The following is a 24,971-nucleotide window of genomic DNA, read 5'->3' on the forward strand; positions in this document are numbered from 1 at the left end:
TTGCGCAAAAGAATGTCGAAAGCCGCCGTTGACAGCCCCCCTGGTTGGAAACTTACCCTTGGTTAACAATTCAACAGGAGGTCCACCCTTTCACCCCGCGTCGATCGGGAATGCAGAAAAAAGTTACCGGTTTCTCAACGTGAGAATTTTTTCAAGTGTCCCGGCGCGTATGGCGGGCAAATTGGCAGGTGGCCTTCAGTGTCAGCCGGAATGGATTTTGCAGCCCTTCACATGGGCGTGACCCGCGGATGGGCCCCCTGACCAAGGGGAGAACCACCGTGAATACGCCGCTGAGCCCGGAAGACCTCGTCAATTCCTTCAAGGTTGGAAATCAGGAGACGGCCGCGATCGCCACACTGACCGGCGGCGACTATGTGATCGTCTGGTCCAGCGATGTTCAGGACGGCTCGGGCACCGCCATTGTCGGGCAAAGATTCGCCCCCAACGGCACGCGGATCGGGCTGGAATTCATCCTAAACACCACCGAGACCGGCAACCAGTACGCCCCCACCATTGCAGCCACCGATGACGGCGGTTTCGCGGTGGCCTGGGTAGCCAATGATACCAGCGGTCTTGGCATTGTCGCGCGGCAGTTCGATGCGCAGGCCGTGCCCCTGGGAAGTGAGATTGCCGTCAACACCGCCCAGGTCTCGAGCCAGCATCAACCAACCGCCGCCGCCCTCCCCGGTGGCGGTTTTGCGGTGGCCTGGTTGACTGACTATGACGCAGCGGTCTCCTTTGTGCGCGACATCAAGATGCAACGCTTCGATGCCAGCGGCGTGCCGCAGGGTGGGGAGACCACGGTCAACACCACGGGCGCCAACACCTCCACCACGGAAAGCGAACCGGTCCTGGCCACCATCCAGCCGTCGGGCGGCGCCAACGGGCTGGCCGGTGGCGGCGTGGTCGTGGCCTATCGGGCTGCCGATGGCAGTGGCAACGGGATCAAGGCGCAGGTCTTTACTCCGGCCGGGGCGACCGTCGGGACCGAGATCGATGTCAACACGACCACGGCCGGCACCCAGCAGGCCCCCTCGGTGGCGGGCCTTGACGGCGGCCGATTCGTGGTTGTCTGGGAGGGTCCGGATGCGTCGCACCATGGCATATACGGTCAGCTTTACGAAGGCGACGGCACGGCCGTCGGGTCCGAGTTCCAGATCAACGTCCAGACCAGCAGCACCCAGCAGCAGCCGCATGTCGTGGGCACGTCGGACGGCGGATTTGCCGTCATCTGGGACGCGTTCACCTCGGCTGGCTCGGGCGATGGGTCAGCCTATGGCGTGGTGGCGCGGCGCTATGATGTTGATGGCAACGCCCTGACCGGCGAAATCCTGATCAACGAAGAAACCAGCGGCAATCAGTACTTTGGCGCGCTGGCCGCCTTGGCGGGCGGCAACTTCGTGGCGGCCTGGGTGTCGGAAACCTCGGGAACGGCCGGCGACGGCTCGGGCCGGGCGGTGGTCCAGCGTCTGTTCGGCGATCCGTTGACGTTCAATGCGCTGTCCGCCGCCCCCGAGGTCGAGGCGGTCTCGACCTCTCGCGTGTTCGCGGAAGCCGATGTGAACGCCGCGCCGCAGCGGATCGACGCCGATGGCGCCGCCGCCGTGTCCGACATGGATTCCGCCGATTTCAACGGCGGGCGTCTGCTGGTCGGCACCATCGCGGCATCTGCCCATGCCCAGCAATTCCTGCCGCAGGACGACGACGCGCAGCACCAGTTCGGGCTGGACGCCACCGGCCCTGTCAGCGTCAACGCCGGGACCGGCGCGGTCAGCGTCAACGGCACCCAGGTTGGCACCATTTCCTCGGACGGCATGAATGGCGCGCCCCTGATCGTCGATCTGAACTCCAATGCAGATGCGGCCAGCGTCGAGATCCTGGTCGAGCATCTGACCTATCAGAACCTGTCGGACGACCCTGCGGACCAGTCCCATGTTTCGATCCTGCTGGAAGATGGCGATGGCGCGGCCTCGCATCCGGTGGTGGTCGAGATCACGATCACGCCCGACGCCGATATCGACGGGCCTGTGCGCGGCGAAATCCGCGTCAACACCGTGACCAATCTGAACCAGAACGACTCTGACATCGCCGGGCTGACCGATGGCGGCTATGTCTCGGTCTGGGTGTCCTATGGACAGGATGACGGTGTCTCGTGGCAGGGCGGAATCTATGGCCAGCGGTATGACGCGGACGGCATCCCGGTGGGGCTGGAATTCCAGGTCAATGCCACGGCGGCGGGCGACCAGGTGCAACCGGCGGTGGCCGGGCTGACCGATGGCGGCTGGGTGACCGTCTGGCAGGATTCCAACATCAGCGGCATCCGCCTGAATCGCTATGACGACATGGGCGTGCTGGTTCAAAGCGAGCTTCAGGTCGAAACCAACTCGTCCAGCAGTCAGGCGGGTCCGGATGTCGCGGCCCTGTCCAACGGCGGCTACGTCGTGACATGGCATTCGGCCTCGTCCGGGCTGGCCGGGGATGGCAGCGGCAATGCCGTGAAGGCGCAGGTCTACAACGCGGCCGGGGCCACGGTGGGCGGCGAAATATCGGTCAATGTGCAGACCATCGGCTGGCAGGACACCGCCAAGGTTGCCGCGCTGAATGCGGGTCGGTTCGTGGTGGTCTGGGAAGAAAACGACGTGGCCAACGGCGACGGATCCTCGACGGCTGTCTCGGCGCGCATCTTCGATGCGGGCGGGGTGCCGGAAACCGGCGAGATCCGGGTCAATACCACGACCGAGAACTGGCAGGCGATGCCGCAAGTGGCGACCCTCGCCAACGGCGATTTCGTCGTCGCCTGGCATTCGGAACAGCAGGATGGCAGCCAGGGCGGGATCTACTACCAGCGCTACACCTCGACCGGCACGCCGATCGCGGGCGAGGTGCGGGTGAATGACTCCACCAGCGGAGATCAGACCACGCCCAGCCTGATTGCCCTGTCCACCGGTGGCTTCGTGGTGTCCTGGGTCGACACCTCGACCCCGGCACCGGGCAGCGGCGCGGATGTGTTTGCGCAGGTCTTCGATGCGGACGGCACGCGGCTGGACACCGAGGTGCGGATCAACACCGAGGTTGCCTCGACCCAGGACGAACCCACTATGGCCGCCCTGCCCAATGGCAACTATGTGGTGCAATGGACCTCGGTCAGCAGTGCGCCCGCCGGCGACGGCAATGGCGACGGCGTGTTCCAGCAGATCATCGGCGATCCGACCGAGATCAACGCCTCGCCGCCGCCGGTGCTGACCGGGCTGCAAACCGATGTCTCGGCCACCGAGGATCAGGTGGCGGCGGGCATTCCACTGCTGGGCAATGGCGCACTGACGCTGTCGGACTCGGATTCCGCCGATTTCGACGGCGGCTTCTTCGCCCTGCGCCGGGTGCAGGTTGATCAGAACGCCGATGACTTCAACGCGCCCGATGACAACACCCAGGACAACCTGCTGATCCAGACCGGCGGCGGGATCACCATCACCGGCGGCGGCACCACGGTGAACGTGGGCGGCGTGGCGGTGGCCACCATTTCCTCGGACGGGCAAAACGGCGCCGATCTGGTGCTGGACTTCCTGCCGGGATCGACGCTGGCGCGGGTCGAGACCCTGCTGAACGCGATCTACTATCAGAACCCTTCGGACGACACCGCGTCCTCGCGCAGCTATGAGCTGGACATCAACGACGGGGACGGTGGCGTTAACGCGGCGACCACCCTGAACATCCAGATCACCCCGGTGGCCGAATCCACCGTGCTTCCCATGCTGGGCAGCGAAACTCAGGTCAACAGCTTCACCACCGGTGCGCAGGACGATGCGCATATGACGGTGCTGAACGACGGCGGCTGGGTGTCCGTGTGGCAGTCGGCGGCGCAGGATGGCAGCGGTCAGGGCATCTACATGCAGCGGTTCGACGCGCTCGGCGCCCCGGCCTCGGGCGAGATGCGGGTGAACACCACCCAGACCGGCGATCAGAGGGACGCGGTGGTGGCCTCGCTTGGCAACGGCGGCTGGGTCGTGGCTTGGGAAGGCAATGGAGCCGGCGACAGCTTCGGCATCTTCACCCAGCGGTACAATCCCGACGGCACCCCGGCGGGCGGCGAAACGCTGGTCAATTCGACCACCAACAGCACCCAGTATGACGCGGCCATTTCGGCGCTGAACACCGGCGGCTATGTGGTTGTCTGGACCGATATCTTTGCCGACGGCAGCAGCGCCGGGATCTTCTTCCAGCGCTATGACGTCAATGGCGTGGCACAGGGCGGCGAGACCCAGGCGAATGTACAGACCTCCAGCGCTCAGGATCAGCCGGATGTAGCGGTTCTGGCGGATGGCCGGTTCATCGTCACCTGGACGTCGGCCACCAGCGGTGCGGCGGGCGACGGCAGCAGCGACGGAATTTTCGCTCGCGTCTTCAACGCCAATGGCACGCCGGACACCGGCGAATTCCAAGTCAATACCACGGTGACAAGCCAGCAAGACAACCCCTCGGTCGGGGCCACGGCAGACGGCGGTTTCGTGATCGCCTGGGATGAAAACTCCGGCAGTGATGGATCGGGGGTCGGCATCGCCGCCCAACGGTTCGATGCCACGGCGACCGCGCAGGGCGCCGAGTTCATCGTCAACGACGTTCGCAACAGCTCCCAGGAATATCCCGATGTCATCGGCCTGACCGATGGCCGTTTCGTGGTTGTCTGGAGCGATCCGCACAACTCTCTGGACGGCAGTGGCGGCACGGTACTGGGCCAGCTTTATACGGCGACCGGTCAGCGTGTGGACAGCGCGTTCCGGATCAATACCGAGTTCCAGAGCACCCAGAACCAGCCCACGGCAACTGCCCTGCCCGGCGGAGCGTTTGTGGTCAACTGGACCTCGGCCACCAGCGGCAGCGCCGGTGACGGCAATTCCAACGGCGTGTTCCAACAGGTTTTTGGCACCATCGCGGGCTTCGGCACCAGCCATGCGCCGGTGATCGTCGGGCTCAATGACAGCATTTCCCTGGACGAGTCCGCCTTGAACGCGGGTCTGGAACGCATCGACGCCGACAAGACCATCGCGCTCGGCGACCTTGATTCCGCCGATTTCGACACCGGTGTCCTGACCCTGTCGGTCGATCTTCAGGACCCCACCCTGTTCCAGATCACCGATCCCGATGGGTTGGCGCAGGATCAACTGGGCCTTGTCAGCGGTGACGTGGGCAACGGCGATGTGCAACTCAGCGGCAATGCTGTGGGCGATACGGTGTCGGTCGACGGTACGGTCATCGGCACGATTTCCAGCGATGGCGTCAACGGGGCCGATTTCTCGATCACCCTGAACGGCAATGCCACGGTTGAAGCGGTCGAGGCCGTGCTTGGCAACCTGGCCTATGGCAACAGCTCGAGCAGCCCGGAAGCGGCCCGGCGTCTGAAACTGGACCTGAGCGACGGCGACGGCAATGCCGCACAAAGTCGTTTCGTGACCATCAATGTGGTCCCGGAAACCGACAGCACGCTGGTGGCGGGTGACGAGCGGCAGGTCAATGCGCATACCGACAACCAGCAAGCCGATCCCGAGATTGTCGAACTTGCGGGTGGCGGCTTTGTCGTGGTCTGGCAGTCGGTGAACCAGGACAACCGGGGAACCGATGGCGACTGGGGTGTCTTCACCCAGCTTTATGACGCCAGCGGCCGCCCCGTAGGCCCGGAAACGCGGGTCAACAGCAGCCTGGCGTCGGGGCAGCTGGATCCGGACGTGGCGGCCACGGACGATGGCGGCTACGTCGTGGTCTGGGAGGACTACTCCGGCTCTGACGGCAGTGGCTATGGCGTCTATGGCCAACGCTTCAACGCGGATGGTTCGACCAACGGGTCCGAATTCCTGGTGAATGTCACGACCTCCAGCAACCAGCTTGATCCCTCGGTGGCGGGATTCGAAGGCGGCGGTTTCGTGGTCAGCTTCACCACCAACGGCATCGACGGCTCCGGCACCAGCATTGCCACCCGCACCTTTGACGCCGCCGGCGTGGGCGCGGGTTCGGAAACCCAGGTCAACGTCGCCAACACCAGCAGCAACCAGTCGGACTCGCAAGTGGCTGCGCTGGTGCATGGTCCGGGCCCGAATGCTGGTACCCATGCCGGTCATGTGGTGGTCTTTGTCGCGCCCACATCAGGTGGCCACGGCGATGGCGACAGCAATGGCATTTTCGCCCGTGTGTTCGACGACACCGGTGCGGCCGTGGGCAATGACTTCCTGGTCAATACGGAAACGCTGGGCAATCAGCACACGCCCGAGGTGGCCGGCCTGACCGGGGGCGGCTTCGTGGTCACCTGGACCTCCAGCGCTCAGGACGGAAGTTCCGAAGGCGTTTTCGCGCAACGGTTCGACAATGCCGGCAGCCCGCTGGGCACAGAGTTCCGCGTCAACACCGAAACCAGCTTTTCCCAGTACAACGCACAGGTCACCGCCATGGCGGATGGCGGCTTTGTGGTGGCCTGGGAAGACAACGGCGGCCGGGACGGTTCCGGCGTAGGGATTTTCGCGCAACGCTATGATGCCAACGGCGTGCGTATCGACGGCGACACTCAAGTCAATCAGGAGGTTACCTCGACCCAGACGCAAGCGGCGGTGACATCGTTCGGCACGGGGTTCGCGGCGGTCTGGACCTCTGTCACCTCGGGCTACAGCGGCGATGGCTCCAGCAACGGGATCTTCCTGCGCACCTTCGAAAGCGCGGCCCCGGGCGCCACCTCGCCGGTGATGGAGGATTTCGAGCGCGCGGTGACCCTGTTTGCCGATGATCTGACCGTCACCCCGACGGTGCTGGATGACGCGGTGGTGTTCGACGATCCCGACAGCGCCAATTTCAACGGGGGCATGCTGGACGCCTATTACACCACGCCCAACGCGGCGCTGGATATCCTGACGCTGGACACCTCGGGCGTTGTCAGCATCACCAATGTCGACGAAGTGCGCGTGAACGGCACCCAGGTCGGCACCATTGATGCGGTGCTGGACGGTCAGGCCGGGGCCGGGCTGCGGATTGCCCTGAACGCGCAGGCCGACAGCGCGGCAGTGCTGGCCCTATTGCAGGCGCTGGCCTTCGGTTCGGCCGATATCGCAGCCAATGTCGCGGGCACCAGCCGGGGTATCGGGCTGCTGGTGACCGATGGCACCGGCGGCCAGACCGAACCGGACGCGATCCTTGTGACCATCAACAGCGGCGGATCCACGGCTTCGGGCCTGTCGGTCTCCGACTTTGGTGCGGATCCGCATAGCAACCAGGTCTACAGTCTGAACCCGGTGGTCGACGAAACCGCCCTGCTGGCCAGCCCGATGGTTCTGGATGCGGACGTGGACCTTGACGACTTTGCCGGCACCAGTTTCGCGGGCGGCTACGTGCGCCTGAACGAGGTCAATTCCTCGACCATCACAACGCAGATGTCGGTGCAGGATCAGGGCACGGGCACAGGCCAGATCGGCTTCAATGCCACCACAGGGGTGGTGACCTATGAAGGCACCGGCATCGGCACCCGCAGTGCAACCAACGATGGCCAGGATGGCGCCAACCTGCAAATCGATCTGAATGCCAGCGCCACCGCCGAGGCGGTCGAGGCGCTGATCGAGGCGCTGACCTTCGGCCTCAGCGGCAGTTTCAACACCTCGCAGGCGGCCTTCGATCTGACGGTGTCGAACCAGGCCGCGAATGTTTCCCAGGTGATGCGGCTGTATCAGCCGATCAACCGCGACTCCGTAGCCCCGGCTGCGGGCACGGAAAGCCAGGTCAACACCTTTACCCCGCACGATCAGGAGTCCGCGCGTATCGGCGTGCTGTCCGATGGCGGCTACGTGATGGTCTGGACCTCGCGGCTGCAGGATGATCCCACGGTCAACCAGCGCGGAATCTTTGCCCAACGATACAACGCCTTCGGCGAACAGGTCGGGGTCGAGTTCCAGGTCAACGACATCGCGATGGGCGATCAGATCCAGCCGCGCGTCGCGGGGCTGTCCAACGGCAACTTTGTCGTGCTCTGGACGGAAGGTTCGGGGCGTGACGGTTCGGGTCAGGGCGTCTATGGCCAGATCGTGCAGAACGACGGCACCTTCGTCGGCGCGGCTTTCCAGGTCCACGAGCAGACCTCGTCGACCCAGAACAGCGGCACCGTCGTGGATCTGGGCGGCGGGCGCTTCATGGCAACCTGGAGTTCGCACACCTCCGGCGGGGCGGGCGATGGCAGCGGCTTCGGCATCTTCGGCCGGACCTTCGACGCCACCGGCACCCCGGAAGCGGGCGAGTTCCAGATCAACACCTTCACCTCGGGCGATCAAACGCGGTCGCGTGCGGTCACCCTGCCCGATGGCGATGTGCTGGTGGTCTGGGAAGAGCGTGGCGGTGCCGATGGCAGCGGCTACGGGGTCTTCACGCAGCGGATCGACAGCACCGGGACGCTGGTCGATCCCGACGGCACCGCTCTGACCGGTGTGGGCACCGGCGAGGTGCAGGTCAACACCACCACCACCGGCACCCAGCAGCATCCCGAAGTGGCCGCGCTCTCGGCCTCGGGCACCCTGGCAAACGGCGGTTACGTGGTGGTCTGGGAAAGTGCGGACGGCAACAGTTTCGGTGTTTACGCCCAGATCTACGACATTGCGGGCGTCGCGCAGGGCGGTGAATTCCTGGTCAACTCCCAGCAACTGAGCTACCAGGGCGACATTTCCGTCACCGGGCGCGCCAATGGCGGTTTTTCCGTCGCCTGGCGCGACGACAATGGCACCGATGGCAGCGGCCAGGGCATCGTGGCGCAGGATTTCCTGGCCGACGGCAGCCGCGATGGCGTGTCCTATGTGGTCAATCCGGAATTCAGCAGCACGCAGTCCAAGCCGGAACTGGCCAGTCTGCTGAACGGCACGCTGGTCGCCGGGTGGAGCTCGTTCACCTCGGGCACCGCAGGCGACGGCGACGGCTATGGCGTTTTCCAGCGCCTGTTCGACCAGCCCGCCTTGCCTGCCGGGGCCATGTCGCCCGTGCTGGAAGGCTTCGAGGATCAGGTGGTCTTCCAGGAAGCCGACGTGAACTCTGGCCTGCAAGTGCTTGATACGGATGGCGTCTTGTCCCTGACAGACATGGATTCGGCCGACTTTTCCGGCGGCGAGATCTGGCTGGCGCATGTGACAGGATCGACGGATCTCTACCTGCAGCAGGTGAGCGGCATCTCCGGGGCCGCGCAGGATCAACTGGGCATCGTGGCGGGCAACGGGATCGGTGTGTCCGGCAGCAACGTGACCTTCAACGCGGTCACCATCGGCACCATTGATGCCATCCGCGACGGGGTGAATGGCGCCGATCTTCGGATCTCGCTGACCGCAAACGCGACGCCCGAAGCGGTCGAGGCCCTGGTGGCGCAACTGGGCTACGCCAACCTGTCCAGCGATCCGGCCGCCGACCGCAAGTTGGTGCTGAACATCAGCGATGGCGACGGAGGCGCGACCGGTGCCCATGTGGTCGATGTGGCGGTGGTTCCCGACATCGATCGCACCACACTCGCCCAAGGCGGCGAGAGGCAGGTCAACAGCTATACCGCCAGCAACCAGTCCCAAGCGGCCATGGCGGCTATCTATGACACCGGCGGCGTGCAGATCGGCTATGTGACCATCTGGCAAAGCGCCGATCAGGATCGCCCGCAGGACGGCGGTGCCGGCATCTATGGCCAGCGCTTCGATCTGAATGGCACGCCCCTGGGCGGTGAATTTCAGATCAACAGCCACACCGAGTTCAGCCAGCACAATCCGGCCGTCACCGGCCTGATGACGGGCGGGTTCGTGGTCAGCTGGACTGACAACAGTTCGGCCAACCCTGCGGGCGAAGCAGCCGGCGAGACCAGCACCGGCGTTTATGGTCAGATCTTCGATCAGCACGGCGGTGCGGTGGGCAGCGAAATCCTGATCAACGATGTGGTGGCCTCGACGCAGGACCAAAGTGCGCTGGCGGCACGGGCCAATGGCAATTTCCTTGCCGCCTGGACCGATCATGGCAATCGCGATGGCAGTGGCCAGGGCGTGTTCCTGCGCGAGTTCTCAGCCGCCGGTGTGCCGCAGGGCGCCGCTGTTCAGGTCAACACGCAGACCGCTTCGACCCAGACCGATGCCGCGGTCACGGTGCTGACCGGCGGCCGGGTCGTGGTCACATGGACCTCGACAACCTCCGGCAGCGCCGGCGACGGCAGCGGCAACGGCGTTTTCGCCCGCCTGTACGAAACCGACGGCACGCCTCTGGGCAATGAATTCCAGGTCAACACCACCACAAATTCCAATCAGGACATGGCGCGCGTGGCGGCGATCAGCGACGGCGGCTTCGTGGCGGTCTGGGATGATGACAGCGGCAGCGATGGCAGCGGCACCGCCGTGTTCCTTCAGCGCTATGACATGGACGGCAATGCCGTCGGCGTCGAAGAGCGGGTCAACGAAACCACGGTCAATTCGCAATACAACCCCCATGTCATCGGGCTGGATGGCGGCGGCTGGGTGGTGGCCTGGTCCGACAACGGCAGCAACGACGGTAGCGGGATCGGCGTCTTTGGACAGGTTTACGCCGCCGACGGTACCCGCATCGACGGGGAGTTCCAGATCAATACCGAGGTGGCTTCGACCCAGCATCAGCCGCGTCTGGTGGCCCTGCCGGGCGGCGGGTTCACAGCAAGCTGGTCCTCGTTTACCTCGGGGACGGCCGGGGACGGCGATCAATACGGGGTCTTCCAGCAGGTGTTCGCCGCCGATGGCACGGTGTTGCTGTCCGAGGATCCGACGATTTCGGGGCTGGTCGATCTGGTCCTGGACGAGGCGGATGTGAATGCCGCGGGCCAGTTCCTGGCGCCCGCTGCCGGAATCGGCGATGCCGACAGTGCCGATTTTGCGGGCGGCACGCTGTCCGTCCACATGCTGCGCAATGATACTGTGCAGACCCAGTTCCGGGACCGCGATGCGCTGGCACAGGATCAGCTGGGCATCGACGGCTCGGGCGGTGTCGCGGTCGTGGGCAACGCCGTCAACCTTGGCGGATCGCAGATCGGGACGCTGGTCTCAGACGGGACCGACGGTGCTGCGCTGATCATCGACCTGACCGGCAATGCCGACCAGGCGGCGGTGCGCACGCTGGTGCGGTCGCTGACCTATGCCAATACCTCGGACGATCCCGAGGGCGCGCGGCAGGTGTCGGTGCAGTTGACCGATGGCGACGGCGGCGTGTTCCGCCAGACGCAGACCCTGACCATCACGCCCGAGATCGATGGCGCGGTGGCTATTGGCGGCGATGTGCTGACCAACAGTTTCCTCACCAGCAGCCAGGAAGACAGTCACGTCGCCGGTCTGGCGAACGGCGGCTATGTGATTGTCTGGTCCTCGCACAACCAGGATGCCACGGGCGACAACGACTGGGGTATCTTCGGCCAGAGGTACGATGCTGCCGGGGCGCCGGTGGGCGGCGAATTCCAGGTCAATACCTATACGCCGGGCAGCCAGACCCATGCTCAGGTGGTCGGCCTCTCCACGGGCGGTTTCGCCGTGTCCTGGATAAGCAGAAACCAGCAGGACGTGATCCTGCAGGTGTTCGATGCCAACGGTCAGAAGGCCGGCAGCGAGATCGTGTTCAACACCCCAGTCACCGCCAACGGGGGCAATGTGGCACTGGATGCATTCGACGATCCGGCAAACGGCAGTTTCGCGCTGGTCTTCAACGGCCAGAGTTCTTCGTCGCCGTTCAATCAGGTCGTGGTCGGGCAGCGGTTCGACGATACCGGCGGCCAGATCGGCGGCACCTTTACCATCGATCCCGCGGGCAACCCCACAGTGACCAATCCGGACGTGGCGATCCAGTCAGACGGCACCTTCGTGGTGGTCTTCGCGGCCGTCAACATGGACAACCCCGGCGACTTCGACCTCGGCGTGTTCCTGCAACGCTATGCGGCGGATGCTTCGGCCATCGGCGGCCCGATTCAGGTGAACACGCTGGAGCGGTTCAGCCAGTATGCGCCGCGTGTCGTGGCCACTGACGACGGCGGCTATGCGGTGGCCTACGACAGCGACATTCGCGACGACTCTGGCAACGGGAGTTCGCCGGGTGTCTATGTCCAGAAGTTCGACGGCAGCGGCAACAAGGTCGGCCCCGAGGTTCTGGTCAACGAAGTGGTGGATGGGTCACAATCAACGCCCGACATCGCGGCCCTGCCGGGCGGCGGGTTTGCCGTCAGTTATACCGACAACAACGGGACCGATGGCTCGGGCTGGGGGGTCTACCTGCAACAGTTCGACGCCAATGGATATCGGATCGACGGCGCGGTGCAGATCAATGAACAATTCACCAGCACCCAATTCCAGGGGGCGCTTGCCGCCCTGCCCAATGGCAACCTGGTGGCAAGTTACACGTCCACGACATCGGGCCCGGCCGGGGATGGCAGCGGCTTTGGAGTCTATCATCGCCTGCTGGGCGATCCGGCGGATTTCGCCACCGGCGGCAAGCCGGTGCTGGACGGTGTGAACGCGCAGGTCACCTATGACGAGAACGATCTGAACGGGGTGCCGCAACTGATCGACGCCAACGGCGCGGCGGCAGTTTCGGATCCGGATTCCGCCGATTTCGACGGCGGCTCGATATTGGTGTCCAACGTCATCGCCTCGGCCCCGCTGATCGACCAGATCAACCCGCCCGACGACCTGACACAGGATCAGCTTGGCCTGCGGCAGGGCCCGCGGATCTCGATCACCGGGTCGACGGCGGTTCTGGTGGACGGCACCCAGGTGGCCACCATCGGCCAGAACGGTCAGGATGGCGCGCCCTTCGAGTTGCTGCTGAACAGCAATGCCACGGCCGGGATCGTCGAGTTGCTGGTCGAGAATCTGACCTATCGCAATATCTCGGACGATCCGCTGCCGCAGCGCCCGCTGCGCATCCAGATCACCGATGGCGACGGCGGGGCGTCTGTCCCGGTTCTGGTCACGGTCAACATCACGCCCACCCCCGATGCCTCGGTGGCGGTCGGCGGAGAGCGCATGGTCAACACCACCGCCTCGGGTCTGGAGGACGATCCGGCGGTCGCCATGCTGCCGGTCACAGGCGGCGACTTCGTGGTGGTCTTTGAAAGTTCGGACAGTTCCGGCACCGGCATCCGCGCCCAGCGGTTCGACGTGCTGGGCAACCCGGTGGCCCGCGACGGCAGCGGGCTTGCCAATGGGGTCTACGATGAGTTCCTGATCAACGGCGGGTCGCAGACGGGCGCGCAGACCGATCCCAAGATCGCCGCCTTCTCGGACGGCAGCTATGTGGTGGCCTGGGCCGATGCGTCGATCGACGGCAGCAGCACCGGCATCGCGGCACAATTGTTCAACGAGAATGGCACGCCGAACGGCGGTGTCATCCAGGTGAATTCGGAGAATACCTCGGTGCAGAGCACGCCGGCGGTGGCGGTTCTGGACAATGACGACTTCGTGGTGACCTGGACATCGATCAGCTCCGGCTCGGCCGGTGACGGCAGCGGCAACGCGGTCATCGCACGGCGGTTCGACAGTTCGGGCACGCCGCAGGGCACGCCCAACACCGATTTCGTGGTCAACACCACCACCACGAGCAACCAGCACCAGTCCGACATCACCAAGCTGAACGACGGCGGGTTCCTGATCGTCTGGGAGGATGATGGCGCCACCGATGGCTCGGGGGAAGGCGTGTTCGCACAGCGGTTTGACGCCGCCGGAACGGCGGTCGGCGGGGAATTCCAGATCAACTCCACAACCCTTGGCGGCCAGGGCACCCCGCAGGCAACCGTGCTGACCGATGGAAACATCGTGGTCACTTGGCGTGACGATACCGCCGATCTGAGCGGTCATGGCGTCTATGCCCAGATCTACGACGTGACCGGCAATCCGGTAAACGAGGAGTTCCGCGTCAACGATCAACGTCTGAGCCACCAGAACGACCCGGCCATCGCAGCGCTGGACAGCGGCGGCTTCGTCATCGCCTGGACCGATTTCAACAGCACCGACGGCAACGGCCACGGGGTGTTTGCCCAGCAATACGACGGCAACGGCAACCGTCTGGACAGCCAGTTCCAGGTCAACACCACTTTCTCGGGCACCCAGAACCAGCCCGACATTGCGGCCCTTCCGGGCGGCGGCTTCGTCATCACCTACAACGGTTCGGTGTTGTTGCAGGTCTATGGCAACGATGCGCCGACGGTCTCGCCGGTCTCGGCCGTGGGGGATGAGGACACCAGCATCGTGCTGGACGAATCGATCTTCGACGCGGGCTTCTCCGATCCCAACGGCAACACGCTGGCCGAGATCCGCATCGACACCTTCCCGTCGAACGGCACGCTGACGGTGAACGGTGCGCCGGTCACCGCGGGCCAGGTGGTCACGCGCGCTCAGCTGATCGCGGGCGATCTGGTCTATCTGGGGAACCAGGATTTCAACGGACCAGACAGCTTCACCTGGACCGGATCTGACGGGATCGCCTATGCGCCCGGTTCGGTTCTGGCGGATATCACCGTCAACCCGATCAATGACGCGCCGGGACTGGAGGCCGGGCCGAACACCTCGGTCACCGAAGGTCAGGCGCTGATGCGCACCCTGACTTTGTCGGACCCGGACACCGACACGCGCAGCTTCTCGGTCACCTTCGGGGATGGCGCCAGCCAGAATTTCAATTCGGCCAGCCTGTCTCCGATGATCAGCCATGTCTACGGGGCCGAGGGCAGCTATTTGGTGACGGTCAATGTGGATGACAACTCGGGCGCGGCCAACGCGGCCGAGGTCGACAGCTTCACCGTGACCGTGGTCAACGGGGCGCCGGTTGCCAACACCGATTTCGCCTTGGTCAGCGAAGACGGGCCGGCCCACGTCGGCAACGTGCTGACCAACGACACTGATCCTGGCGGCGACAGCCTGACCGTGACCGAGGTCAACGGCGTGGCCGCCGACATCGGCATCCAGATCACCCTGCCTTCGGGGGCGCTGCTGACGCTGAACGGCGACGGGTCGTACTCCTATGATCCGAACGGACAGTTCGAATCTCTTCCGGACTTCCAGAACGGCGCGGACGCCTTCAACTACACGCTCAGCGACGGCGAGGGCGGCACCGATATCGGCACGGCGATGATCACCATCGACGGCCAGAACGATGCGCCGCTGGCCAGCGACGACAGCACCAATGTCAACGACGATGCCACCGTGACGCTGAATGTGTTGAGCAACGACACTGACGTCGATGGCAACACGCTGACCATTCAGGCCATCGTGCCGCCCTTCAGTGGCGGTATCACCCTTCCCAATGGGGACGAACAAGTCACCCTGCCCTCGGGCGCCATCGTGACCTATACGCCGGGCACGGGAGACCTTGTCTATGATCCCAATGGCAGCCTCTCGGGCGGTACCAGTGACAGTTTCGACTATATCGTGTCGGACGGGCGCGGCGGCACCGATACCGCTACGGTGACGATCAACATCAACGGCACCAACCAATCGCCCATCGCGGCCGATGATTCCGACACCACCGACGAGGAAACCTCTGCCACCGGCAATGTGCTGACCAACGACAGCGATCCCAACGGCGATCCGCTTATGGTGACGCAGGTCAACGGGTCTGCCGCAAATTTGGGCGGCCAGTTCGCGCTGGCCTCGGGCTCGCTTCTGACGGTGCTGTCCGATGGCAGCTATAGCTTCGTGCCAGGGGCGCAGCATCAGGCGCTGGGGGTCGGGCAGTCGGCGCAAGAGAGCTTCGACTACACCGTCGAGGACGGTCAGGGCGGCAGCGACACCGCCACTGCCACCATCACCATTACCGGCGTCAACGATGCCCCGATCGGCACCAACGACACCGACACCACGGATGAGGACACCGCCACCCTCGGCAATGTGCTGACCAATGACACAGACATCGACGGCGATAGCCTGAGCGTGTCCGAGGTCGGCGGCTCGGCCCTTGCCGTGGGCGCGGCAACGACGGGCAGCCAGGGCGGCAGCTTCACCATCAACGGCGATGGCAGCTATACCTACGACCCCATCGGCGCGCTGGACGCACTGCCTGTGGGCACCTCGGTCAATGACACCATCACCTACACCGTGTCCGATGGTCAGGGCGGGCAGGACATCGTGTCTTTGTCGGTCACGGTCGATGGCGTCAACGATGCGCCGACCGCTGCTGATGATGGCTATAGCACCAACGAGGCCACGGTCGTGACCGGCCAGAACCTGACCGCGAACGACAGCGATCCCGACACCGGCGACATTCCCTTCGTGATCCAGGTCAACGCCCAGACCGGGGTGATCGGTTCGCAGATCACGCTGGCCTCCGGCGCGCTTCTGGTGGTCAACGGATCGGGCACGTTCACCTACGATCCCAACGGCCAGTTCAACGCGCTGCAAAACGGGGATATGGCCAGCGACAGCTTCACCTACACCTTGCAGGATGGCAGCGGTGCGCAGGATCAGGCGACCGCCTCGATCACCATCAACGGCATCAGCAGTGCGCCCGTTGCCGTGGATGACACCGGCACCACGGATGAGGACAGCACCACCAACATCGCGGTTCTGACCAACGACAGCGATCTGGACGGCGACACGCTGAGCGTCACCGACATCGACGGTCAGGCGGTGATCCCCGGCGATACCGTCACCCTGACCACCGGGGCCGAGGTCACACTGAACGCCAATGGCACCGTGACCTACGATCCGAACGGTGTGTTCGAAGCCTTGCAACAGGGTGGCACGCCGGCACTGGACAGCTTCACCTACACGGTGGATGACGGCAACGGTGGTACCGATACGGCCACCGTGGATGTGACCGTGACCGGCATCAACGACGCGCCTATTGCCATCGACGACGCCCGCAACGCCACCGAGGATGTGCTGCTGGACATCGACTTGCTGGCCAACAACGGCGCCGGCGTGGACAGTGATCCCGAAGGCGACACGCTGGATGTGACCCAGATCAACGGCGCGCCGGTCTCCACCGGGGTGGCCTTTGCCCTGCCCTCGGGTGCCACTGTTACCAAGATGTCGAACGGCACCTTCCGGTATGACCAGTTGGGCCTGTTCGACAGTCTGGCGGTGGGTGAAATGGCGACCGACAGCTTCACCTATCTGGTTTCGGACGGGAACGGCGGCACCGATACCGCCACCGCCACCATCACCATCAACGGGGTGAACGACGATCCCACGGCGGTGGACGACGCCTTTGCCGTGGCCGTGGACGCGGCGCTGAACGGTGATGTGTTGGCCGCCAATGGCGGATTGGCCGACAGCGACCCGGATGCCAGCGATGTGCTGAGCGTCAATGACGTTCAGTCCGGTGGTACTCTGGGCACACCGGTGGCGACGGCGCAGGGCGGGCTGGTGACGCTGCTCAGCGACGGGACGTTCTCTTACGACCAGAACGGCCAGTTCTCGGGACTGGGCTCGGGCGCCACAGCAAGTGACAGCTTCACCTACCAGATCACCGACGGCAACGGCGGCACCGATACGGCCACCGTGACCATCACCATCGGCGGCAGCAACCTGCCCCCGATCGCCGGGGACGACACCTTCAACACCGATGAAGACACCGCGACCCTGGTGGGGCTGCTGGCCAATGACACCGACAGCAACGGCGACAGCCTGAGCGTCACCGGTGTCGATACGACCGGGACTGTGGGGACAGTGACCAACCACAATGACGGCACGGTCACCTATGATCCCAATGGCCAGTTCGAATACCTGGCCGTGGGGCAGTCCACCACCGACAGCTTCACCTATGACATCAGCGACGGCAACGGCGGCACCGATACGGCCACCGTCACCTTCACCGTCACCGGGGTGAACGATGCGCCCGTAGCAGTGGATGACAGCGGCGCCGGGTTCACCACGGACGAAGACAACGCGCTGACCACTGGCTCGGTGCTGCTGAACGACAGCGATGTCGATACCGGCGATGTGCTGTCCGTGGCCAGCATCGACACCACCGGCACGCTGGGTCTGGTGATCGACAATGGCGATGGCACCTTCGACTATGACCCGAACGGTCAGTTCGAAGCCTTGGGTGTGGGCCAGTCGACCACCGACAGCTTCACCTACAGCCTGAGCGACGGCAACGGCGGCAGCGACACCGGCACGGTCACAGTCACGGTGACCGGCGTCAATGATGCGCCCGTGGCCAATAACGACGGCGGCACCGGCTTTGCCACCGACGAGGACACGGCCTTCTCGACCGCCAGTGTGCTGGGCAACGACAGTGATGTCGAAGGCGACACCCTGACCGTCACAGCCTTCGATGCGGCTTCCGCCGGCGGTGCGCTGGTCAGCCATCTGGGGGGCGGCATCTTCAGCTATGATCCCAATGGCCAGTTCGACAGCCTGCCGGAAGGGGCGTCCCCCGCCACGGACACGTTCACCTACACCATCAGCGATGGCAACGGCGGCAGTGATACCGCCACGGTGAGCATCTCGGTCGCTGCCGTGAACGACGCGCCCATTGCGGGCAATGACAGCGGCACCGGTTTCGGCACGGATGAGGACACGGCCTTTACCACCGCCAGCGTGCTGCTGAATGACAGCGACGTGGACACCGGCGACAGCTTCAGCCTCACCGGGCTCGACACCACCGCGACCCTCGGACTGGTGATCGACAATGGCGATGGCACCTTCGACTACGACCCCAACAGCATGTTCGAGAGCCTCGCAGCGGGGCTGACCACGACCGACAGCTTCACCTATACGATCACCGACAATTTCGGCGGCAGTGATACCGCCACCGTGTCGATCCTGATCATGGGGGTGAACGATGCGCCGGTTGCGGTCGACGACAATGGCGTCGGCTTTGCCACCAATGAGGACACCGGCTTTACCACCGGCAACGTCCTGACCAACGACAGCGATCCCGAGGGTCAGACCCTTTCGGTGCTCAGCATCGACACCACGGGCACGCTGGGGCTGGTCATCGACAATGGCGATGGCACTTTCGACTATGACCCGAACGGCCAGTTCGAGGCGCTGAACACTGGCGACAATGCCACCGACAGCTTCATCTACACGGTAAGCGATGGCAACGGCGGCACCGACACCGCCACCGTGACCATCGCCATCGCCGGGCTGGATGAAGGCAAGAACGTCATCACCGGCACCACCGGGCGCGACAACCTCGTCGGCACCGCGCAGGACGATGCGATCTATGGCATGGGCGGTCCGCTGGATATTCTTGGCGGCGGCACCGGGGCGGATTGCTTCGACTTCGCGGCCCTGCTCAACAGCGGCGCCCGCGATGTGGCCAATATCACCGACTACGAGGTCGGGGTGGACAGTCTGACCGGCATCGCGGCCACCGACATTGCCCAGTCGCGCGCCTTCGGGGCGAACCTTTATCTGCAACTGACCGGGGGCGAGAACGACCTGATCGTCGTGATGGGTGTCACCGATATCAACGATCTGACCTTCGCGTAATGACCGGCCTTTGTGCTATTCTTGGATCTCAGGGAGCTATGACCATGACCTTTCGATTTCTGACCCGATGGCTGCCGGTACTGGCCGTCATGCTGGCCGTACCGGGCAGCGGCGCGCTGGCCAGCGCCCTGCCGGGCATCACCGTCAAGCCCAGCCCGCAGGTGGATGCGGACCCGGCGGACATGGCGAATTTCTTCGGCTTCAGCGTCTTCGGCCTTGTCAGCGGCAGCACGGCGACCACACCGGTCACCACCGGGCTGAGCCTGTTCGTGGTGGCAGACATCGCCGCTGACGGCAGTTTCACCAGCGGTGATCTGGCGGTGGCGGATGGGGCGGCGGCCTGGCTGAACGGCTCGCTCAGCCAGATCGCCTTCACCGAGAACACCGCCGGCGACGATACGATCGAGTTGCTGTTCACCACCCTGAACGGCGCGGCTGCCGGAGAGTTCGGCCCGCTGTCGGTGCTGACATTGATGGGCGAATTCGGGCCGACGCCCTTCGCCGCCTCGGCCCCGCTGGCCACCACAGGGGTCTTCGGAACGACTCGGCTGAACGCGGCGACCTCGGCGGCAATCCCGCTGCCCGCAGGCGCCGTTCTGTTGCTGGGCGCCCTTGGGGCGTTGGGATTGGCCGCGCGCCGCCGTTCCGCCTGACCTGACGCCGCCTGTTGCGGCATGTGCTGCCCGGTCTGTCCCTGAGGCCGGGCTTGCGCATGTCTGGCCTCAGGCGGCGCGTCGTCCCAGTGCCTTGTCCGCGACCACCTCGGCAATCGCCAGCGCCGAGGTCAGCGCCGGGCTTTCCAGCCCGTAACACATCACGTGACCCTCCAGCCCGTGCACCTTGGCCCCGTCCAGCCGAAAGTCGATTTGCCCGGCATCGCCCGCCGCCAGCTTGGGCCGGCATCCGGCATAATCGGGCACCAGCGCGCCATCGGGCAGACCGGGCCAGAAGCGGCGCACGGCGTCGGTGAACATCCCGGCCTTGCCCGGATCGACGCGGTAGTCCACCGCATCGGGGCCGCAGTCCAGCAACTCGATATCGGGGCCGAACTTGGCGCGCCCGGCCATGTCCAGCGTCAGATGCACGCCCAGAGAGCCATCCCCCGGCGGGGCAGGATAGACCAGATGGCGGAAGGGCGCCTTGTGGCTGAGTGAGAAATAGCTGCCCTTGGCCAGCACCTGTCCGGGAATGCTGTCGGCGGGAATCCCGTCGATGCGGCCCGCGACCTGCTGCGCCCAGAGCCCGGCGCAATTGATCACATGGGCGGCGTGCAGGCGCATCGGCTCCGCGCCGCCGATGTCCAACTCGATCCGCCCGTCGCCCAGCACCCGGCCGCCCGCGACCTTGCTGTTGGGCACGAAGGTGGTGCCCTGCGCCTCGGCCTCGCCCAGCAGCGCCAGCATGAAGGCATGGCTGTCGATCACCCCTGTGGAGGGCGACCAGAGGGCCGCGACACAGGTCAGTTCCGGCTCCATCGCCGCGACCTCGGCCCTGTCGCGGGGTTCCAGATCGAACAGACCGGCGCCTTCGGCCAGCGCGATGGTCCGGTCCAGCGCCGGCAATTCGGCGTCACGAGTGGCGACGATCAGCTTGCCCAACCGTTTGTGTGGCACCCCGCGCGCCGCGCAGAAGGCATAGAGCTGCGCCTTGCCCTCGACGCACAGCCGCGCCTTCAGTGAGCCTGCCGCATAGGCCAGCCCGGCATGGATGACCTCGGAGTTTCGGGCGCTGGTTTCCTCGCCGAACACCGCGTTGCGCTCCAACACCAGAACCTCGCGCCCGCGCAGGGCAAGACTGCGCGCCACGGCCAGCCCGACGACCCCTGCCCCGATGACCACGCAATCGGTCTCGAAAATCTCCGTGCCCATGATGGCTCCCATTTGTTTGCGCGATGATGCGGTCTGGCCGGGGCAGGTTCAAGCACCTGAAATTCGTGCCGCAACGGAACGTGACACAGGGGGTCGTTTTTGATGGATACGCGACGCCAAATGAGCATTCACTTGCAACGCGGCTGATACAAACTTGCCTTAGACCCCGACCAGACCCGTTTGTCCCAGATACAGAGATGCCCAGCGTGACACCTTCTCCATTCTCGATCATCGGCCACCGGGGCGCGCGCGGTGTGCTGCCGGAAAACACCCTTGAGGGGTTTGCCGAGACCCTGGACATGGGCGTGCGTGCCCTGGAATTCGACGTGTTCCTGACCGCCGACGAGGTGCCGGTGGTGACCCATGATCCGCGCATCAGCCCGGTGATTGCCCGCGGCCCGGACGGCGATTGGGTGTCCGATCCCGGCCCCTACATCCGCGATCTGAGCCTGGCCGAGGTGCAATCCTATGACGTGGGCCGCCTGAAACCCGGCACGCCCTATGCCCTGCGCTTCCCCGATCAGGTGGCGCGGGACGGGCTGCACACGCCGACCTTCGCGGATCTGCTGGAGCTGATGACAGCCACCGCAGACAGCGGCCCGGTGCTGGGCCTGATCGAGATCAAGTCCGATCCCACCGATCCGGCATTCTCGGACGTGGCGCATCGCTGTGCGGCGCGGATTTGCGAGATGTTGCAGCACCATCCCCTGCGCGACAGCATGCGGCTGCAATCCTTCGACTGGAACGTGCTGGCCCTTGCCGCCGCCATCGCGCCGGACCTGCCCCGATCCTATTTGACCAACACGGGCAGCGATCCGCTCAGCGAATATCCGAACTTCTACGAGGGCTCGCCCTGGCTGGTCGGATCCTTTGATCCCGAGCCGTGGAAGATGATCGACGCGCTCGGCGGTGTGGCCTGGGCGCCCTATCACACCCAGATCACCGCGGCCTCGGTCGCTGCTGCCCGCCGGGCCGGGCTGGAGGTCTATCCCTGGACCGTCAACACCGCCGAGGATCTTGAGCGGGTCATGGGCTTCGACGTCACCGGCACCATCACCGATTTTCCCGGTCGCGCGCTGCACCTTCAAGCCGGGGAACAGCGCCGCGCCTGACGAAAGGTCAACCTTGCGTGAGCGCCCCCGCAAGGGCGGGTTCTTCGATTATAACGGTTGAAACGCGCCCGTTCCGGCGTGCGTGCGGGAATTGGGAGAGACACCTGTGGCGGCATTTATCCTGTTGATCGGTCAGTTCTATCTTTACACGGGCGGGCTTGTCGCGGCGGTCTTCCTGCTGTGGGGCGCCGACCGGGTAGAGCCCAACCTGCGTGGCAGCTGGCTGGTCCGCCCGATGCTGGTGCCCGGCGCCGTGCTGCTGTGGCCGCTGGTGCTGTGGCGGTGGGCGCGGCTGGAAAAGGGCCGGGTCGATCCCTGCGCCCGGCATCTGCCGCCGCGCGGCGGTCAGGATCTGGCCGCGCTGATGCTGGCGCTGCTGATCCCGGTTGTTCTGTTCGGGGCGCTGGTGCTGCGTCAGGACGGACCGGTCGAGCGGCCCGCCACCCTGCTGGAGGCCCCGCAATGAGCGTGCGTTTCGTGCCGGTCCAGTGGAACCGCAACAAATGGGTCTACGACGGGCTGCTTCTGGCCGCGGTGATGGCCTATCTGACCCTGTTTCTGGGCTATGGGGCCGGCGCGGCGGACGCCACGCGCCCGGTGGACGGGGCGATCCTGCGGATGCGGGCCTTCGGCTCCTGCGCCTATTTCCTGCTGACCCTGATCCTGTGTATCGGTCCGCTGGCGCGGTTGGACCGGCGGTTTCTGCCGCTGCTCTACAACCGCCGCCATTTTGGCGTGCTGACCGCGGCGGTGGCCCTGACCCACGCGGTCTATGTGGTGAACTGGTATTTCGCCTTCGCGCCGACGCCGCAGCTTGAGGCGCTGCTGGCCTCCAACACCTCTTACGGGCAGCTTCTGGGCTTCCCGATCGAGGCTTTGGGCATCTTCGCGCTGCTGTGCCTGCTGGTGCTGGCCGCCAGCAGCCACGATTTCTGGCTGTCGTTTCTGGGCGCACCGGTCTGGAAGCGGCTGCACCTGCTGATCTATCCGGCCTATCTGGCGGTGGTGGCGCATGTGGCGCTGGGGGCGTTGCAGGACGCGAAGAACCCCGGTTTCGCGATCTTCTTCGGGGCGGGTGCGATGGCAGTGTCGGTCCTGCATCTGGCGGCGTGGTGGCGGGCTCCGTCACGGCGCCGGGCCAAGGGCGACTGGGTGGCGGTCTGCGCGCCGGGCGACATCGCCGATCAGCGTGCCCGGATCATCCGCCTGCCCGACGGCGACCGAGCGGCGGTGTTCCGCGATGGCACCGCCTATTCGGCCCTGTCCAACGCCTGCGCCCACCAAGGCGGACCGCTGGGCGAAGGCCGTATCATCGACGGTTGCGTCACCTGCCCGTGGCACGGGTTCCAATACCGGATGCGCGACGGCTGTTCGCCCGCACCCTTCACCGAAAAAGTCCCGACGTACAATCTGCGCCTGCGCGACGGCGTGATCGAGATCGCGGCCAAAGCCAACCCGCCCGGCACTGCGGTGGACCCGTTGACTGTGGGAGACCCGGCATGAGCACCCCCGGAAACGACGACCCGTTCTTCATCGGCTGGGCCAAGACGCCAGCTTCCCTGCGCGACTTGATGATCGGCATTGGCCTGGGGCTGATCGTGTTGCTGGGGCTGGCGGGCTACATGGTGGCGGCAACGCAGGACGATCCCGGCGATGGCGCGTTCCGGGGCCGGGCCAGTGCCATCGGCGTGATGCAAGCCGCGCCCTATCCGGTGGTGCATGTGATCGAAAGCGAGGGCTACGCCCCCGGCGACAGCGTGCTGCTCAGCGGGTTTGGCAAGCGCGGCGTGCAGGACCGCGCCGCGCTTGTCGATGGCGCGGTGGTCGAGATCTCAGGCGTGCGCCTGCTGCGCGGCGACATCAAGGGGATGCAACTGAGCGGTGGCGACAACGGCCTGAAACCGGCGGACGGCGCCGCCGCCCTGCCCGAGCCAGTGGATCTGGGCCGCTGGCGCATCACCGGCGAGATCTGCGACGGGAAATGCCTGACCGGCGCCATGCGTCCCGGCCGCGGCCTTGCGCACAAGGCCTGTGCCAACCTGTGCCTGATCGGGGGCGTGCCGCCGGTCTTCGTCTCGACCGCCAAGGTCGACGGGGCCGAGTTCTTCCTGCTGGCGGATGCGGACGGCGGCCCGGTGACCGAGGCGATCCTCGATCACACTGCCATTCTGGTCGAGGTCGAGGGCCGGGTGGAACGACGCGGCACCCTGCATGTCTTCCGCATCGATCCCGAAACCCTGAAGGCGGCACCATGATCGGGCGGGTGATTGGTGCGGCGCTGACCGTCGCGGCCTGCGGCGGCATCTGGTGGGCCTATGAGAACATCGACCTGCTGCGCGGCAGTTTCTGGTGGGAATACCGCTATATCATCCTGTTGTCCGGCGCGGTGCTGGCCCTGAGCCTGCTGGACAGCCTGTTGGAGCGGATCAAGGCGCTGTGGTCGAAAATCCGGCGATAACGCAGTCTTTCCACGGCGGGGGCCGTGGATTTGACACACATCATCACTGGCTTTTGCCGGGGCTGCTAAGGTCGGTCTGCCCCTGCCGGACACTCGTCCGTGGGCCGCCCCC

The 24,971-nt window shown here is 65.2% G+C and carries 8 protein-coding genes; 7 read left to right on the top strand and 1 reads right to left on the bottom strand.

Annotated elements, in window-relative coordinates; all coding sequences use genetic code 11:
* The first annotated feature begins 278 nt into the window (after positions 1–278).
* Positions 279–19,421, top strand: a complete 19,143-nt coding sequence (locus AB0T83_RS13355) for a cadherin-like domain-containing protein (protein WP_366193636.1) — start codon at positions 279–281, stop codon at positions 19,419–19,421.
* A 44-nt stretch (positions 19,422–19,465) separates the two neighbouring features.
* A complete protein-coding gene (locus tag AB0T83_RS13360) occupies positions 19,466–20,074 on the top strand; it encodes a VPLPA-CTERM sorting domain-containing protein (protein ID WP_366193637.1) in 609 nt (202 codons plus the stop codon).
* Positions 20,075–20,143: 69 nt separating this feature from the next.
* Here AB0T83_RS13360 and AB0T83_RS13365 read toward each other — a convergent pair whose 3' ends face one another.
* Complete coding sequence (locus AB0T83_RS13365) at positions 20,144–21,289, bottom strand: NAD(P)/FAD-dependent oxidoreductase (RefSeq protein WP_366193638.1); 1,146 nt, start codon at positions 21,287–21,289, stop codon at positions 20,144–20,146.
* Between the two features lie 206 nt (positions 21,290–21,495).
* Between AB0T83_RS13365 and AB0T83_RS13370 the strand changes: the two genes are divergently transcribed.
* The 5 genes from AB0T83_RS13370 to AB0T83_RS13390 all read left to right on the top strand — a co-directional run bounded on the left by AB0T83_RS13370 (position 21,496) and on the right by AB0T83_RS13390 (position 24,859).
* Positions 21,496–22,401 (top strand): glycerophosphodiester phosphodiesterase family protein, encoded by a 906-nt coding sequence (locus AB0T83_RS13370; RefSeq protein ID WP_366193639.1) that lies wholly within the window; start codon positions 21,496–21,498, stop codon positions 22,399–22,401.
* Between the two features lie 106 nt (positions 22,402–22,507).
* Positions 22,508–22,867, top strand: a complete 360-nt coding sequence (locus AB0T83_RS13375; RefSeq protein WP_366193640.1) for a hypothetical protein — start codon at positions 22,508–22,510, stop codon at positions 22,865–22,867.
* Positions 22,864–23,904 carry a Rieske 2Fe-2S domain-containing protein gene (locus AB0T83_RS13380; RefSeq protein WP_366193641.1) on the top strand — a complete coding sequence of 347 codons (1,041 nt, stop codon included), beginning with the start codon at positions 22,864–22,866 and terminating at the stop codon, positions 23,902–23,904. The genes AB0T83_RS13375 and AB0T83_RS13380 overlap by 4 nt, the downstream gene beginning before the upstream one ends.
* Entirely contained in the window at positions 23,901–24,656 is a 756-nt protein-coding gene (locus tag AB0T83_RS13385) for a hypothetical protein (protein ID WP_366193642.1), read from the top strand. Before AB0T83_RS13380 ends, AB0T83_RS13385 begins: the two co-directional genes overlap by 4 nt.
* Positions 24,653–24,859: a hypothetical protein gene (locus tag AB0T83_RS13390; protein WP_366193644.1), complete on the top strand. Its 207-nt coding sequence runs from the start codon at positions 24,653–24,655 to the stop codon at positions 24,857–24,859. The genes AB0T83_RS13385 and AB0T83_RS13390 overlap by 4 nt, the downstream gene beginning before the upstream one ends.
* Positions 24,860–24,971 lie beyond the last annotated feature (112 nt).

It is taken from the genome of Meridianimarinicoccus marinus (assembly GCF_040689105.1).
Lineage (GTDB): Bacteria > Pseudomonadota > Alphaproteobacteria > Rhodobacterales > Rhodobacteraceae > Meridianimarinicoccus > Meridianimarinicoccus marinus.